19 protein-coding genes are annotated in these 12917 nt (G+C 59.5%); 8 read left to right on the top strand and 11 right to left on the bottom strand.

Annotation, left to right across the window (positions count from 1 at the left end; genetic code table 11):
- The first annotated feature begins 75 nt into the window (after nucleotides 1–75).
- Nucleotides 76–624 carry a recombinase family protein gene (locus ASD50_RS11255; protein WP_056240711.1) on the top strand — a complete coding sequence of 183 codons (549 nt, stop codon included), beginning with the start codon at nucleotides 76–78 and terminating at the stop codon, nucleotides 622–624.
- Nucleotides 625–661: 37 nt separating this feature from the next.
- On the opposite strand, the gene ASD50_RS11250 is transcribed toward ASD50_RS11255, so the two are convergent.
- The gene (locus ASD50_RS11250) at nucleotides 662–1027 is read right to left on the bottom strand and encodes a hypothetical protein (protein WP_056240708.1); all 366 of its coding nucleotides are present in this window, start codon (nucleotides 1025–1027) and stop codon (nucleotides 662–664) included.
- A gap of 310 nt (nucleotides 1028–1337) precedes the next feature.
- Here ASD50_RS11250 and ASD50_RS11245 point away from each other — a divergent pair, with 310 nt between their 5' ends.
- A complete protein-coding gene (locus tag ASD50_RS11245) occupies nucleotides 1338–2864 on the top strand; it encodes a type IV secretory system conjugative DNA transfer family protein (RefSeq protein WP_056240703.1) in 1527 nt (508 codons plus the stop codon).
- On the opposite strand, the gene ASD50_RS11240 is transcribed toward ASD50_RS11245, so the two are convergent.
- Together ASD50_RS11240 and ASD50_RS11235 are read right to left on the bottom strand one after the other, a co-directional pair.
- Nucleotides 2861–3229: an ankyrin repeat domain-containing protein gene (locus tag ASD50_RS11240; protein ID WP_056240700.1), complete on the bottom strand. Its 369-nt coding sequence runs from the start codon at nucleotides 3227–3229 to the stop codon at nucleotides 2861–2863. The genes ASD50_RS11245 and ASD50_RS11240 overlap by 4 nt on opposite strands.
- A gap of 1 nt (nucleotide 3230) precedes the next feature.
- Nucleotides 3231–4076, bottom strand: a complete 846-nt coding sequence (locus ASD50_RS11235) for a hypothetical protein (protein ID WP_056240697.1) — start codon at nucleotides 4074–4076, stop codon at nucleotides 3231–3233.
- Between the two features lie 109 nt (nucleotides 4077–4185).
- On the opposite strand from ASD50_RS11235, the gene ASD50_RS11230 reads away from it, so the two are divergent.
- A complete protein-coding gene (locus ASD50_RS11230; protein WP_056240695.1) occupies nucleotides 4186–4887 on the top strand; it encodes a hypothetical protein in 702 nt (233 codons plus the stop codon).
- 77 nt (nucleotides 4888–4964) lie between these two features.
- Here the strand turns inward: ASD50_RS11230 and ASD50_RS11225 are convergent, their stop codons facing one another.
- Entirely contained in the window at nucleotides 4965–5867 is a 903-nt protein-coding gene (locus ASD50_RS11225; RefSeq protein ID WP_056240692.1) for an ArdC family protein, read from the bottom strand.
- Between the two features lie 510 nt (nucleotides 5868–6377).
- On the opposite strand from ASD50_RS11225, the gene ASD50_RS11220 reads away from it, so the two are divergent.
- On the top strand, nucleotides 6378–6647 hold the full coding sequence (locus ASD50_RS11220; protein WP_056240688.1) for a hypothetical protein: 270 nt from the start codon (nucleotides 6378–6380) through the stop codon (nucleotides 6645–6647).
- Between the two features lie 29 nt (nucleotides 6648–6676).
- Here ASD50_RS11220 and ASD50_RS11215 read toward each other — a convergent pair whose 3' ends face one another.
- The 6 genes from ASD50_RS11215 to ASD50_RS11190 form a co-directional block, all read right to left on the bottom strand.
- Nucleotides 6677–7414: a PP2C family protein-serine/threonine phosphatase gene (locus tag ASD50_RS11215; protein WP_056240684.1), complete on the bottom strand. Its 738-nt coding sequence runs from the start codon at nucleotides 7412–7414 to the stop codon at nucleotides 6677–6679.
- Nucleotides 7415–7416: 2 nt separating this feature from the next.
- Nucleotides 7417–8118, bottom strand: a complete 702-nt coding sequence (locus ASD50_RS11210; RefSeq protein WP_056240679.1) for a hypothetical protein — start codon at nucleotides 8116–8118, stop codon at nucleotides 7417–7419.
- Entirely contained in the window at nucleotides 8115–8684 is a 570-nt protein-coding gene (locus tag ASD50_RS11205; RefSeq protein ID WP_056240675.1) for a hypothetical protein, read from the bottom strand. Before ASD50_RS11205 ends, ASD50_RS11210 begins: the two co-directional genes overlap by 4 nt.
- Before the next feature lie 443 nt (nucleotides 8685–9127).
- Nucleotides 9128–10354 (bottom strand): tyrosine-type recombinase/integrase, encoded by a 1227-nt coding sequence (locus ASD50_RS11200; RefSeq protein WP_056240667.1) that lies wholly within the window; start codon nucleotides 10352–10354, stop codon nucleotides 9128–9130.
- A gap of 56 nt (nucleotides 10355–10410) precedes the next feature.
- On the bottom strand, nucleotides 10411–10653 hold the full coding sequence (locus ASD50_RS11195; protein WP_082549617.1) for a hypothetical protein: 243 nt from the start codon (nucleotides 10651–10653) through the stop codon (nucleotides 10411–10413).
- 28 nt (nucleotides 10654–10681) lie between these two features.
- The gene (locus ASD50_RS11190; RefSeq protein WP_056240664.1) at nucleotides 10682–10918 is read right to left on the bottom strand and encodes a hypothetical protein; all 237 of its coding nucleotides are present in this window, start codon (nucleotides 10916–10918) and stop codon (nucleotides 10682–10684) included.
- A gap of 315 nt (nucleotides 10919–11233) precedes the next feature.
- Between ASD50_RS11190 and ASD50_RS11185 the strand changes: the two genes are divergently transcribed.
- Both ASD50_RS11185 and ASD50_RS23080 read left to right on the top strand, forming a co-directional pair.
- The gene (locus ASD50_RS11185; protein ID WP_156465034.1) at nucleotides 11234–11428 is read left to right on the top strand and encodes a hypothetical protein; all 195 of its coding nucleotides are present in this window, start codon (nucleotides 11234–11236) and stop codon (nucleotides 11426–11428) included.
- A 108-nt stretch (nucleotides 11429–11536) separates the two neighbouring features.
- On the top strand, nucleotides 11537–11845 hold the full coding sequence (locus ASD50_RS23080) for a hypothetical protein (RefSeq protein ID WP_156465033.1): 309 nt from the start codon (nucleotides 11537–11539) through the stop codon (nucleotides 11843–11845).
- An 88-nt stretch (nucleotides 11846–11933) separates the two neighbouring features.
- On the opposite strand, the gene ASD50_RS11180 is transcribed toward ASD50_RS23080, so the two are convergent.
- The gene (locus ASD50_RS11180; RefSeq protein ID WP_056240658.1) at nucleotides 11934–12137 is read right to left on the bottom strand and encodes a hypothetical protein; all 204 of its coding nucleotides are present in this window, start codon (nucleotides 12135–12137) and stop codon (nucleotides 11934–11936) included.
- 148 nt (nucleotides 12138–12285) lie between these two features.
- On the opposite strand from ASD50_RS11180, the gene ASD50_RS11175 reads away from it, so the two are divergent.
- On the top strand, nucleotides 12286–12600 hold the full coding sequence (locus ASD50_RS11175) for a hypothetical protein (RefSeq protein WP_156465032.1): 315 nt from the start codon (nucleotides 12286–12288) through the stop codon (nucleotides 12598–12600).
- Nucleotides 12601–12663: 63 nt separating this feature from the next.
- Nucleotides 12664–12903 carry a hypothetical protein gene (locus ASD50_RS11170; RefSeq protein ID WP_056240652.1) on the top strand — a complete coding sequence of 80 codons (240 nt, stop codon included), beginning with the start codon at nucleotides 12664–12666 and terminating at the stop codon, nucleotides 12901–12903.
- Nucleotides 12904–12917: the final 14 nt, after the last annotated feature.

Raw genomic sequence — 12917 nt, 5'->3', positions numbered from 1 at the left:
CCTCTGTGCGCGCGTTCAAAAACCAACCTTTATGAGAAATTTCAATATCTTGCCTCTGCCGCCCTGTGAACCCTCATGAAAATCGGCTATGCGCGCGTCTCTACGGATGAACAAAATCTCGATATGCAGCTTCAGGCGCTGAAGGCGGCGGGGTGCGATCGAATCTATGAGGATCGCGGCGTATCCGGTGCGGCGACGACACGACCCGGCCTACGGCGCGCGATGAAGGCGCTCCGGGCCGGCGATGTGCTGATTGTCTGGCGGCTGGACAGGCTGGGGCGGTCCCTGCCACATCTGATCGACATCATTGCCGGGCTCAACGGTAAAGAGGTGGGGTTGCAGTCACTGCGGGAGCAGATCGACACCACGAGCCCGGCGGGCCGGTTCTACCTACATATGCTGGCGGCGCTTGCGGAATTCGAGCGCGAATTGATCCGCGACCGCACAATCGCCGGGATGGCCGCCGCGCGAATTCGCGGCGTAAGATTGGGCCGCCCACGCAAACTGTCGCCGCAACAGGTCAAATCCGCGCGCAAGCAGATCGCCAACGGCGAGAAACTCGCGGTCGCTGCCGAATCCCTTGGCGTCAGCGGCCTGACGTTGCGGCGCGCGCTGGCGGAATAGAAAAGCCGGAGCGTCACCGCCGCCCCGGCTAAACGCCTCACCACCAGCATGAGTAGAAGACGGTAAGACCCCCAGCCAGCGCCTCCCGCGCCTTGGCGACGAACGCCAGATCGTCGGTGATCTCGCTGCCGTCGGAGCTGCCAAAGAAGAAGCCGGTGGTCGAAGGCAGGCGGTGCTCGCGAATGGCGGCCTCCAGCTGATCAAGGTCTGCTTCTGTGAGCTGCAGATTGACGCAATTGAAGTTCGCGTCGGTGCCGCCCTTGCTGCGGTATAGCTGTTCCATCCAGCCATGCAGGTTCGGATGCTTGCGCCAGTAGTGGATTTCGCTGGCCTCATCTATTTTGAAGTCCACCGGCGCGGCAGGCTGTTCGGTGGTGGTGTGCGCGTACATATCGAGTCCCATTGTCTTTTCCTTTCGTTGTTGTTGCTGTCCCGAAGGACGCGTTTGAGCGGCCGGGCGGCAGCAGCCGCAGTCGTCATGGGCAACACGGGCCTACGCCCAAGGGCTTCGGCCCGCAGGCGGGGGCCGGCGCGGGCAGACCATTGACGACAAGGCGACGCCCGGCAGAACGCGGATCATTCCGGGAGGGACGGCAGACGAAAGGAGACAAAGGCCGCTATGTTCGCGCACCCTCCCGACGCGGTTTGTGCGCGGAATCCAAGCGCGAAGCCCTGCGATAGTCGGTGCATCTCCAAGTAAGGATAGGCAGCCGATGGACAGCTTTTATGCCGACTTCACCCGCGACATCCCACGCGGCGTGTCTACCCGCTTCCTGCATCAGCAGACGGTGCCGCAGGCGCGCTGGCTGGAGCCGGCCAAGCTCGCGTCCCATGCTACGATTGCCTACGATCCGGCCAATCCCGGTCGCAAGATCCTGGTCGGCGCGTTGGGCTCGAAGCTGATCGGGATCGAAGATAACCGGCATATGATGACCGTGGCGGGATCGCGCACCGGCAAGTCCGTCACGCTGGTCGCCAACCTGATGTTCTATCCTGGTTCTGTTCTGGCGCTTGACCCCAAGGGCGAGCTGGCCAACCTGACGGCGCGCCGTCGCGCGTCATTGGGGCAGACCGTTCATGTGCTCGACCCTTTCAACACCTGCGCGCCGCAGGCAGCAGCATTTCGCAAACGCTATAATCCGCTGGCGGTTTTGAAACCCGACAGCGCCACCATCATCGAGGATGCGGGCATGATTGCGGATGCGCTGATCGTCCCGGCGGGCAAAGACCCGCATTGGGACGAATGCGCCCGCAATTTCCTCGAAGGTCTTATCCTCCACGTTGCCACCGCGCCGCAGTTCGAAGGCCAGCGCACGCTGATCGCGGTGCGCAGCTTGCTGCGCGACGCGCTATTGGGCGATGACGGTGAAGAAGACGGGTTCGCGCTGGAACTGGCGATGTTCGCCAATGCGGAGCGCCTGCAGAACGACGCCGATAAAGCTGACATCGCCAACGCGATCGAAAGCGCGGCGCGCGAGTTTTATGAGAAGCCGGTCAATGAACGCGCGAGCGTTCTTTCGACCACGCGCCGCCATACCAAGTTTCTGGATTACCGCGCGATGCGCAGCGTGCTGTCAGGGCATGATTTCGATCTCTCTGATCTGAAATCAGCCACTGCCAGCGCGACGCTGTATCTGTGCCTGCCCGCCACCCGGATGGGACTGTGCAATCGCTGGCTGCGCCTGTTCGTCAATCAGCTGATCGACGCGATGGAGCGCACGCGCGTGAAGCCCGCCGCGCCCGTGTTGGTCTGTCTCGATGAGTTTCCGGTATTGGGTCACATGCGGCAGCTCGAAGATGCTGCCGGTCAGATCGCCTCGTTCGATGTAAAGCTCTGGGTGTTCCTGCAGGACTGGGGTCAGGGCAAGGCGCTGTATGGCGATCGTTGGGAAACCTTTGCCGGCAATGCCGGCGTCATGCAGTTCTTCGGCAATAACGACATGATGACCATGGAGTATGTGTCCGGCAGGCTCGGCAAGACCACGGTCAGCGTCACGCGCGACGGTGAGGTCAGCCCCGAACAGGGTGCCATGGGCATGGCCGGGCGCTCGACCAGTGTCGAGCTGCACCCGCTACTCACCCCCGAAGAGGTAAGCCGCCAGTTCGCGCGCAGCGACCGGCTCAAACGGCAGCTTATCATCTGGGCGGGCCGCCATCCGATGATGCTGCAACGTGTCGAATATTTCGATACGAGCAGTCCGCTGCACGCCGTGTTTGCTGGCAAATATGATGCAGGCTAGCGCGCGCGCCGCCCGGCATCCTGGTCGGGCTGCCGCGCGTCTATCTGCTGGTACTGCAGATCATAGAGATAGCGACCGACCGCGGGATTATCCGCGACTTCCATCGCCAGCGTCGCGGCGGTCCGCCCCTTGTGATCGCGAATCCGTGCGTCACACTTGCCGGTGCGCACGAGCAACCGGATGATCGGCACGGCGTTGCGGGCGGCGGCGTAATGCAGCGCAGTCATGCCGGTGCCCGCTTCCTGATAGTTCAGCTTGCTATAGCCGCCCGCCAGCCATTCCGCGACCCGCTCTGTCAGTCCTTGGCGCACGGCTTCAAGGAATGAATCCGGCATGACGAGACTTGTGCCGGGCGGCGTCGCCATCTCAAGCTTCCTCCTGCCGGCTGAAGTGCCAGATCATCTGGCTCAAGAAGCCCGGCACCGAGCTTTCAGCCGGTGCGCTGTCATCCGAGGCGAGGGGCACAATCCGCGCCCCTCCCGTGATCGGCACAGGCCGTAGCAGGTGGATGTTACGCGCGGCGTTCGCGACCCCTGCCTCTCTGTCATCGGCGACAACGGTATAGACATTGGCCTCCTCATTGAGCCGATCACGAATGAAGATGATGACCTGGCCGCGCGGCGCTTCGACCATCCATCCATCCCGCTTCTCCACTGCAGTGCTGGCGACCTTCAGGAAGCGGCGCAGCTCCGCCGGGCTGCGGGATTGCGTGACCGCGCTGGTGCTGTGCTCGGTCTCCTCGACCTGCAGGCCACTGTCGCCCACCGGCGAAACGTCGAGCAGCACGTATTTCTTTCGTCCGCCATCTGCCCGCAAAGCCAGGAACTGGCCGCAAAGCGCGTCGCGCGCTGGCAGGTGGCGCGGCGTTGCCTCTCCGAAGAAGGCGGCCAGCTGGCGCGCCGCCTCCAGTGGCGCTTGCGCCTCGCCGAGATCGCTCCCGCTCAGATAATGCTGCTCCGTCAGGAAGGCAGTGATGGCGTCAAGCCGCTCAACAGTCGGCGTCTGCAGACCGGCGGCGAACCGGCGCAGCGCTTCGCCGAGTATTTCTGAGCTTACTTCTTTCTCGTAGTAGGCAGGAGACACCGATTCTGCGTCCAAGATATCCATCGCCACGCGGTGCCAGGGACGCTTGCGCCCATTGGTGCGCGCCTCGCTGCGGTAGCGGATCAGGCGGTCACGGAGCCGCCGCAGGACCGGATCGGTGTACTCCATTTTAAAGGCTTTCAACGGACGCGGTTTGCGCGCGGTTTTGCTGCCGCGACAGGGCTTACTTTCATTTCAGAACAGTCAAAGCGCAAGCTGATTTGAAAGGATGAAAACAATGGAGATTTTCAAGCGGCCTTTTGAAGGTGAACCGGAGACCCGCGAAGTCTCCACTGCCGACGGACAGACCGAATATCATGTCACCGTCAAAGAGCTGACGCCGCTGCGCGCGCGCCTGGCCGATATCGCGGATGTGCTTTTCGGAATTTACGTCACCGGGCTCCTCATAGCCCTGTTCCTGAACGATCCTCATCAGGATTGGGCAGCTGTGGTGACAGCCGCTCTTTTTTTCGGCTGTTACTGGAAGGCGCGTTCCGGTCTGCGCGACAGCTTTCGCAAGCAAACAAAGCTACGGCTGAATGCAGAGCATCTCGCCGTCTGGCAATCTGGTGGTTGGGTCTGTTTTGACCGCAAGCTCCCCCATCGTTTCGGCATCCTGCAGCACGACTATGCCCCGATGGAAAAGCTGAAAGTCGAGTTTGAGCGGCAGAAGGCGGCGATGAAGCGCAAGGTGCTGTTCCGCAAGCCCTACTATGGCGATTCGTTCATCGTCTGCCTGGACTATCTCGGCCAACGCCAGGACCTGGTCACGGTCTATGGCCGGAAGGAAGCGTCTGCGGTGGTGGCCCGCCTGCAGGCCTGCGATGAGATCATCGAATCCCGCTCGCGGCAGGGGCGCGGTGCGCCGATCGATCCCGCCGATCAGTGGGGTCATCAGCCCGGCGATCTGGAGACTTCCGCATCTTCGACCCTGCACTAAGGTCAGCGCCCGCAACGCGGGCGCGAAAATTTCCGCAAAGGAACCGCCCAGACCGAACGTCCGGGCGGTTTTTTTCTTCAGGCGGCCATAGCGGCGCTCTCGGCCTGTGCCTGCGTACCTGCCAGAAAATCCGCCGCTTTCTGCGCGTGCGCGGCGGCGCTGAAGACTGCGCGCTTATCACCCTTCAGCACCTCCAGCCATGAGGCGATATAGGCGGCATGATCGGCGCGCAGCTCCGGCGTTAGGGCCAGATCGGCACAAACAAACGCCGCGCCCAGCTCGGCGACAAGCTCTTCCATGGCGTAACCTTCATCACCCCAACGCTTGCGCCCGAAATCACGGTCCAGCCTAGACGGGTGGCGGGTCCAGTGGGTCAGCTCATGCGCCAAGGTCGCGTAGTAGCTTTCAGCATCGCGGAAGGCCTCGAACGGCGGCATCTGCACGCGGTCGAGCGCTAGGCTATAGCAGGCCCGGTCTCCCCCATGCGTGATCTGCGCGCCCACGGTGGCAAAGAACCGCTCTGCGGGTTCAATCCGCGCCACCGGATCAAGAACCGGCTCTTGCAGGGCGTAAAAATGTGCGGGCAGACCTTCGACCTGCTCGGCATTAAAGACGGTGTATCCCTTCATGAAAGGGATATCGCGCTCGGTCTCTTCGCCGGTGCTTTCGTCCTTTTCCGACCGGGTGACGGTGTTCGCATAGACAACGGGCGATCCCTTCTCACCCTTGCGGACCTGCCCGCCCAGCTCTTGCGCTTGTTTGTAGGTCAGCCACAACGGGGCGGCGAAACCCTTGTCAACTGCGGACGCCCAGAGCATCAGAACATTGATGCCGCGATAAGCGATGCCGTTAGCGCGCAGCGGGCGCGTAATCCGCCCGGCGGCATGTTCAGCGTTCCATGGCTTCAACCAAGGGCAGACGCCCTTTTCCAGCTCGGCCACAATCTGATCGGTTACTCGTTGATAAATATCGGAAGTCATTTGCCTTTCTCCTTTGGAAACGGGTTGCGCATGCAAACCGACTAGCCAAAGCGGCAATGAGCGGGGGATCGGCGGTCAGTACCGCTGCCGGGGAAAGGGGGATCACCCGGCCTGCACAAGCCCCATCTTCGGGGCGCGGAAGGCAGGGGAAAGCCCCGGCAGCGCCCACAGCCAAAGCGGAGGGCTTGGTCTTGACGGCCGTGGGGCCGCAGGCCCCTCTTCTTTTTGAATGCTGCGCACAACGTGCGCGGCGGGCCGCAGGCCCCCTTTTCTTAAGAGCAGCGCAGAGGTGCGCGGCGGCCATCGGCCCCATGAAAGACAAAGCGCGCCAGCGGCGCTCCCATCATGCGCCAGGGATCGTCACCGCATGGCCGAGACGCGTAAGCGGCGCGGGGCAAGCCGGCAGGTGCAGCCTAGAGCCCGGTCCGCGAAGGCGGAGGTGCCAGAACAGACTCGCCTGATCCGGTTCAACAGACCATTATTGGCGAACCCTTCCGAAGGAGTGCAGCTATGGATTATGCAGCATGGAAAGACCTGCCGCCGAGGCAGAGGGCCACATGGCCCACCAGCAGTAAGGGCTATCTGCGCCCACAAGAGGAAATAACCGTCAGCATCGATGCTGATCTGGCGTCCTGGGCGGTCGATCATATTATCGGCCAGTCTTCCTTTTCGAGCGATTTTGAAGAGACCTTCATCACGGCGCTGCGGGTCATCAAAGGGGACGTCAGCGTCGACGAGCTATTGGCCCTGAAAACTTTGGCGAAACGGCGCTCGTTATAAGCGAAGGCATCAATGGTGAACACGCGGGCTCAAGGCGCAGTCTTCACGTAGAAATTCTCAGCACCGAATTGAGGATCGCGCACGACACTGCCGGTCGCGCCGTCGATTATCCGGATACAGAGTGCGCTGCGATCATCCCCTTCGCCAGTCATAGAAACGTCATTACCGTTCAAGAATTGGTCCTGCTCGCGCGCGCTCAACTCGGCCCAGAAGCCGTCAGTGCCTAGAACCAGGATGCTGTCTTTCGGGATTTTTCTTTGCGTCGCGTCAGGAGGCATGAACTCGCGGGGCCGGAAGCTGCGCGTCAACCGATGCCGGACTGCCAGCCGGGCTATTTCTGCAACGGGGATTTCGCCGACGATATTGGCCAGCGTATGTGGCTGGCACATCCACGTAATGCCGCCATCTTCCTCGACCTGTCCCAACAAGCAATCGCCTGCGTGCAGTACAAGGATCGTGTGCGCGCTCTGAACATGCACGATCATGTAGCTGGCAGAACCGCGAAGATGCTCGTGGGATAGGGCCGCATGAATTTCCCGCAGACGGGCGGTCAACGCCTCTGCGGTGATGTCCTGATCCGTGGAGACATACCAGTCTATCAGGGCGCTGGCGATCTGCCGGGCAAGCGCGCCACTGTCCGGTCCTTTGGTTGAGCCGTCCAGAACGACACACAATGCCTCATCGCCGCGCAGTCCGACCCCGCCGTAATCGCGATTATCGTCCGTCCTCGTTCCGGTCTGGCTGCGCCAGCTGATCTCGATGCCCATGATCAGCCACCGGCCTGGCTGATGGTGAGGAAGCGTTCGCGGACGATATCGACCCGACCCTCTGGACCTCGGATATTGCCCTCCAGGAAATAGTCAAAATCCCGGTCTTCCAGCAACGCCCTGGCTTGCGCCGCAATAAATTGCCTTATGTCGTCGTCGGCCTCTTGGATCTCCGCTACGATTTCCGGCCGGCCGTCGACGATGAGGAGGATGTCCTCCAGATCGCGGCTTGCGAAAAAGTCCCCCTGACCACGGCCCAGATAGGCTTCCAGCTTCGTGGCAACGAACACCGCCGGGGCCAGTCGCTTGATAGTCAGTGCGGGGGTCAGTTGGTGAGAGGTTGCCGTTTCGATGCCTTTGGCATACCAGCGATTACTAAAGCCCAGAATTTCAGGGTCATCGGGCATGAAGTCGACTTTGAGCTCGCCCAGCCGCATGCGGCAGATCACCGTGTCGTCCTGTGACTCCATAAACCCCTTCTGCCGCAACTGATCCTGCAGCTTCGCCCAAGCGGAATAGCCCGCCAGGTCGACGATGAGATCAACATCATCGGTCGCCCGGACGTCCTCAAGCGTGATTTCATCGGTGATAAACAGCGCGGTTGTGCATCCTCCGACAAATACCAGCCGTTCGCGCAAGTCGCTTCCCAGCGCTTCGGCAACGGTCTGCAGCATGTGGAGCAACTGGCCTCTGACAGTCGTCATTTTGCGTGGAGCCTTTCAGAAAGGCGGTCTCCTGCAAGACCCGCCTCTCGCTGATTGCCGAGCCGGATCGCATCCACGAGGGCGAGATACTCATACAGCCGCTCATCCTGCTGCACGGCGTCAGGCACGCTTTTGAATAGCGGTTCTACCGATTGCCCCATGTCCCGGCCCTGGGCAGATGGCCAGACATAGATATACTCACCACCGCTCACGAGCTGGCTCTTGAGCATAGGGGCGGCAAAGGCCGTTGGTACGCCACGCGTCATGGCGCCGGGCTTGACCGGGAAGACAAACTTCAGGCCATGGACAATAAAATTATGGAGATTTCGGCGATGGGGGCTGGGGCGACCCGTCTGCCTGTCCTTGATGGCAAGACCCGAAGAGAGGCAGCGCTTGATAGCGCCATTGATCTCGGACTTGCTGATCCCTAGAAGCGTTTCAAGGGTCCGCACTGAATACGGAGACTCCCCGTAAGAAGCCCATTGAGGCTGCCCCGGCAGAGCTTGCTCTTCCTGCTCCTGAAGGCTTACGAGCTTCAGAAGAACAACGATATCCTGACTTTTCATCCCGTTCATGTCTCACCTGTCCTCTGTCCTAGGACTAAGGACACTTCAGCACGAACGGCTGCCATGTGTCAACGAAAGTCTCACCGACCGACAGAGGCAGGCTGCCAACTGAAAGCCCGCTCAAGGAAAGTCTTGGCGTATCGCAGAAAGTAGGAGCCCCGCAATTCCACCCGGGAGCCAACTATGAAATTGATCAATAAGAGCGTCTATATTCCCCTATATTTCAAATGGTCTTGCCACAAACTTGCCACAAGCCCGCGCGGCCCAAGCCGGACAATCGAGGATTTCTGCGGGCTCCAGCGGATCGGCCATTTGTGGCAAAAATCATGATTTTAGGGTGTATTCTGGAAACGAATGTCTGCTAAGTCATTGAAAAGAAACGTGGAGCGGGTGAAGGGAATCGAACCCTCATAGCTAGCTTGGAAGGATAGATAGAACTCCAATCATTCTGCGGCTTGCAGCGTTCTCGCCACAGATTTGCCACATGAATTTTGCGACCCAAGGATGTTCTGCGCCAACTCTTCAGCTGTAAGTTTATACTGCTCTTCGCGCCCCCGGATCAGGTGCCCATAGACGTTGAACGTGATTTCGATCTTCGAGTGCCCCATCGCATTCTGAATGAACTTTAGGTCCTTGCCGGTCTCAATGAGCTTCGACGCAAAATAGTGTCGCAGGGCATAGGGTGTGTACTTCGGCACCGCTACCAACTTCCCGGCCTTCTGGACTTCAACCATCAGGCCGGCTTCCCGCATCAGCGGGTCCCAGCAACCCACGCGGAAGTTGGTGAGCATCATGGGTTTCCCTAAAGCTGTGGGGAACACCAGATCGGCGTTTGATACCGGACATGCAGTGCGCCATTCCGCCAGCATGCCGGAAACCAGCGCCGGCAGATAGAGGGTGCGGCGACCGGCGCGCGACTTTACCGGACCGATGATGCCGGTGGCGTCGGCGCGCTGCCGCACGACGACATGGTCTGCAGCAACCTGCGACCAGGAAAGCCCTCGATATTCAGAAGGCCGCATACCGGTAAACCCCGCCAGATAAATCAGGGGGCGGTAACGCGCCCAGCATTTCTGCATGTAGTCGTTTTTGACAGCGAGACGGTCCGCTGCTTCGTAGATGGCCCGCATTTCAGCGTCACTGGGGATTTGGACCTCTGCGTCGTCATCTTCATAGCGCCCGCCAGTCTTGATCGTGATCCCGGCCGCCGGATCATTTTGGATGAAGCCATGGCGGCGCATCTCGATAACAACAGAATGGAAAGAGGAAAGAACCCTACGCGCCAGGTCTCGCGTCTTGTTTTCCAGCAGCCAGCTGCGGAAGGCGACAACATCGGCAGCCTCGATCTCATGCAGAGGCTTCGGCCACGCATACTCCTTCATCACATTGCCACGTCGCCGGTACTCTTTCAGCGTCTCCGGCTCGACCTTTTCACGACCATCGCGTCCGATCTTCTCGCAAATATTCAGCCAGCGATCGACGGCTTCAGCAACTGTTACAAGGGTGCCGCCCGGCACGCTTTTCAATGATCCCAGATTTTCGGTGAAGGCACGCGCCTCCTTCAAAGTACTGAAGGTGGCAAAAGCGTAACCGGATGATGTGTTGCTGCTCGGATACCGGACTTGGTAGTTGGTCCCCTTTTTACCCGTGCGTTTCCTTATATCTGCCATGAAAACTGCGATTATATTTGATATTAAAAATATAGAACAAAAAGTGAATCCGTTAGTCAACCATTATTATTAAATTGTTTCTCGGCTTCTATTTGAAGCCGTTGATAAATATCGACAAGTGTCCCTTTTTCGATTTTCAGAGTCCCTTCAATGGGATCGACGAAGAACGGCAATTTGCGCCGCCCGGTCGCGTCTTTATCAGCCGCCCGCTTCATTTGACGCGGGTTCAGGTCCACTCCCATTTCGGCTAACACCTGGCGGGCCTGCTCCAGCCCGATAAATTGCGGCGGCAATCTCATCCGCACCTCCCCACTCTGGTCAATCAGTTCACGGGCAATACTCATCCGCAGCCGAACGATACGGACCCTTCTTCGTCACCTTGGAAATCACACGTCCTCGCCGGCGCGCGACGACATTTTCGTCGAGACCGTCTGTTGGATTGATGAACAGGACTGCGCCGCGCGAATAGCGGATCGCAAATTCATCCTCGATTTCATTGAGAGCTTCGAAAAGGGCCTGGCGCATTTCGGCGAAGCTGACTTCGCCCAGCAATCTGATCTGCATTGCCAATATCCATCAAATAAAAATCAGTAATAAAAACAGTACTCAATATAGTTCCATTATATCGTCTTCAGCCCACATTGCGCAAATTTCAAAATCCCGCGAACCCGCAGAAACCTGCGGGCTCCAGCGCTTTGCCCTTGGTTGTATCCACCGCGTCAGCGAGTGCCCTCCTGCAGATGGCTGGCAGTATGCCGCTCATCTCCCTCCTCCTCTTCTTTTCTCCAGCCCGTCCATCGGGACCATCCCCCGATGATGCTGTGTGTCCGGGGCCGCAAGGCCCCGATGGTCGGGGCCTCCGAACGAAGGAGGCATACAATGTCGCATCAATACAGCATCGCCGATTTGCAGGGGCGGTCACTGCCTGAACTGCAGCGCCTGCAACATCAGGTTCAATCCGCTCTGGCGCAAACCCAACCCGGCACCGAAGCCCGTCGCCAAGCTATTGCCAGCCTTGAGGCCATCCGCCGGATGATCCGGCAGAAGCAGCAGGCTATGGCCCCGCGCTTCTAGCTCCGCCCACCTTTCATGGGCCCGGCTTCTTGCGCGCGCGGTTTGCGCGCGGAAATGCGTCCGCAACGGCCCGTATCTTCGAAACACCAGATACGGGAGGACCATCTCATGACCGGCACCAAGACTCCGTCATTTCTGAGCTATGGCGCGGCGTCCAATGCGATGTTGGCCGCCTTTGAATCTCTTGCAGCCAATCGCGGCCGCCCGAAGGATGCCTGGGTGATGCAGGCCTTCTATGAGACAAGGTATGCTTACATTCACGCAGCCGGTGAAGCTTGGTACGCGGCACACCCGGGTGAATATCCCTCGTTTGAGGAGTCACCGTGGATGGAGTTAACCTGTCTGGCTCTATACGCGGGATGCTGGCCGCTAAGTACTGTTTTATACGACGGTCCCTGCTTCTCATTCCCCGAATGAGGTCACAGCGCTGTACTGGATGGGCGGAAAAAACGCCGCGTCCGCTAGCACCGGAAGCCGCTTTAGGTCACCGAACGCGATGGCTGGATCAGGCTCTATCCTGATCCAGATGCACGGCACCGACAGCCTGGTAGAGCGCTTCAAGCGACTGACCTGCTTGGTCGGCGAGCGCAAGCCATTCCGAGTTTGCTTTGACCTCCGGATGTTCGGCCAGTTCGCTGGCGACTGTTCGCGCCAGGAACGCCGCCATGTGCAGCACCTCATGCCGCGCGAATTCGTCATTCTCCGCCATCGCTACCTCCGCCCTGCGTCGGGACGCCTAACTGTTTCGCCGTGAAGCATCAGCACAAGGTCCACCGAGAAAACCTCGTGACTTCCACGCGGAAACGATCCCGAGAACCCCTTCATATTGATCCCATCACCAAACGATGGAGATCGCAATGAAAGATCGCAGAGAACATACCCCACTAGAACTCGACGTCTTTGTGCCGGTCCAGATGCCAGAAGAATTTGTCGCCTGGGCGATGGAGTATTTGGACGCGAACAGCACCAAGCCCATCAGCGAAACGGACATCTACGCGATGTTCCAGGCAGTCGGCGTAGTGATGATGGCCGGAGCGACTTTTCCGGGCACGCGGGAGCAAGCCTACAAGTTCGCCTATGCGAGCTACTGCAACACGATGGAAGCGATCTGTCGGCAGCGCGGTTACGACAAGCATCCGCATCGTCATCTACGCCCGGCGAATGATGAGTGAGCAATAACCGGCGGCGCACGGCCGCCGGTTTCCCTCACCCCACAAGACCGAAGGACTTGACCGATGCGCGGACAATCGTCCAGCGATCGCAGGATACTGTTGCCAGTCGGCCAGGTCTCTGAGCCGGCGGGCGCGCAAATCGTGCTTGATGATTTCGGCGATGACTTTCCGGTCACAGATGCCGAGCTGGATGTCGTTGAGTCATTCTTTATGAGCGAACTCTCAGCCATACTGAAGAGCACATCAAAATCCGACTCGAAAGAGCCGCAAAGATCAGACAACGATAACTGCCAAACCTCATGATCGGATAGCCCGCC

This window comes from Mesorhizobium sp. Root552, from assembly GCF_001427285.1.
GTDB lineage: Bacteria > Pseudomonadota > Alphaproteobacteria > Rhizobiales > Rhizobiaceae > Mesorhizobium.
The sequence above is the reverse complement of the archived record's forward strand: the minus strand, read 5'-3'. Positions and strand labels throughout refer to the sequence as shown.

Coding starts and splice junctions, on each gene's coding strand:
- ASD50_RS11230 (WP_056240695.1), top strand. CDS start 4,186: ATGGAGATTTTCAAGCGGCCTTTTGAAGGTGAACCGGAGACCCGCGAA.
- ASD50_RS11220 (WP_056240688.1), top strand. CDS start 6,378: ATGGATTATGCAGCATGGAAAGACCTGCCGCCGAGGCAGAGGGCCACA.
- ASD50_RS11245 (WP_056240703.1), top strand. CDS start 1,338: ATGGACAGCTTTTATGCCGACTTCACCCGCGACATCCCACGCGGCGTG.
- ASD50_RS11255 (WP_056240711.1), top strand. CDS start 76: ATGAAAATCGGCTATGCGCGCGTCTCTACGGATGAACAAAATCTCGAT.
- ASD50_RS11210 (WP_056240679.1), bottom strand. CDS start 8,118: ATGACGACTGTCAGAGGCCAGTTGCTCCACATGCTGCAGACCGTTGCC.
- ASD50_RS11250 (WP_056240708.1), bottom strand. CDS start 1,027: ATGGGACTCGATATGTACGCGCACACCACCACCGAACAGCCTGCCGCG.
- ASD50_RS11190 (WP_056240664.1), bottom strand. CDS start 10,918: ATGCAGATCAGATTGCTGGGCGAAGTCAGCTTCGCCGAAATGCGCCAG.
- ASD50_RS23080 (WP_156465033.1), top strand. CDS start 11,537: ATGACCGGCACCAAGACTCCGTCATTTCTGAGCTATGGCGCGGCGTCC.
- ASD50_RS11180 (WP_056240658.1), bottom strand. CDS start 12,137: ATGGCGGAGAATGACGAATTCGCGCGGCATGAGGTGCTGCACATGGCG.
- ASD50_RS11225 (WP_056240692.1), bottom strand. CDS start 5,867: ATGACTTCCGATATTTATCAACGAGTAACCGATCAGATTGTGGCCGAG.
- ASD50_RS11215 (WP_056240684.1), bottom strand. CDS start 7,414: ATGGGCATCGAGATCAGCTGGCGCAGCCAGACCGGAACGAGGACGGAC.
- ASD50_RS11205 (WP_056240675.1), bottom strand. CDS start 8,684: ATGAAAAGTCAGGATATCGTTGTTCTTCTGAAGCTCGTAAGCCTTCAG.
- ASD50_RS11200 (WP_056240667.1), bottom strand. CDS start 10,354: ATGGCAGATATAAGGAAACGCACGGGTAAAAAGGGGACCAACTACCAA.
- ASD50_RS11170 (WP_056240652.1), top strand. CDS start 12,664: ATGCGCGGACAATCGTCCAGCGATCGCAGGATACTGTTGCCAGTCGGC.
- ASD50_RS11185 (WP_156465034.1), top strand. CDS start 11,234: ATGTCGCATCAATACAGCATCGCCGATTTGCAGGGGCGGTCACTGCCT.
- ASD50_RS11175 (WP_156465032.1), top strand. CDS start 12,286: ATGAAAGATCGCAGAGAACATACCCCACTAGAACTCGACGTCTTTGTG.
- ASD50_RS11240 (WP_056240700.1), bottom strand. CDS start 3,229: ATGGCGACGCCGCCCGGCACAAGTCTCGTCATGCCGGATTCATTCCTT.
- ASD50_RS11195 (WP_082549617.1), bottom strand. CDS start 10,653: ATGAGATTGCCGCCGCAATTTATCGGGCTGGAGCAGGCCCGCCAGGTG.
- ASD50_RS11235 (WP_056240697.1), bottom strand. CDS start 4,076: ATGGAGTACACCGATCCGGTCCTGCGGCGGCTCCGTGACCGCCTGATC.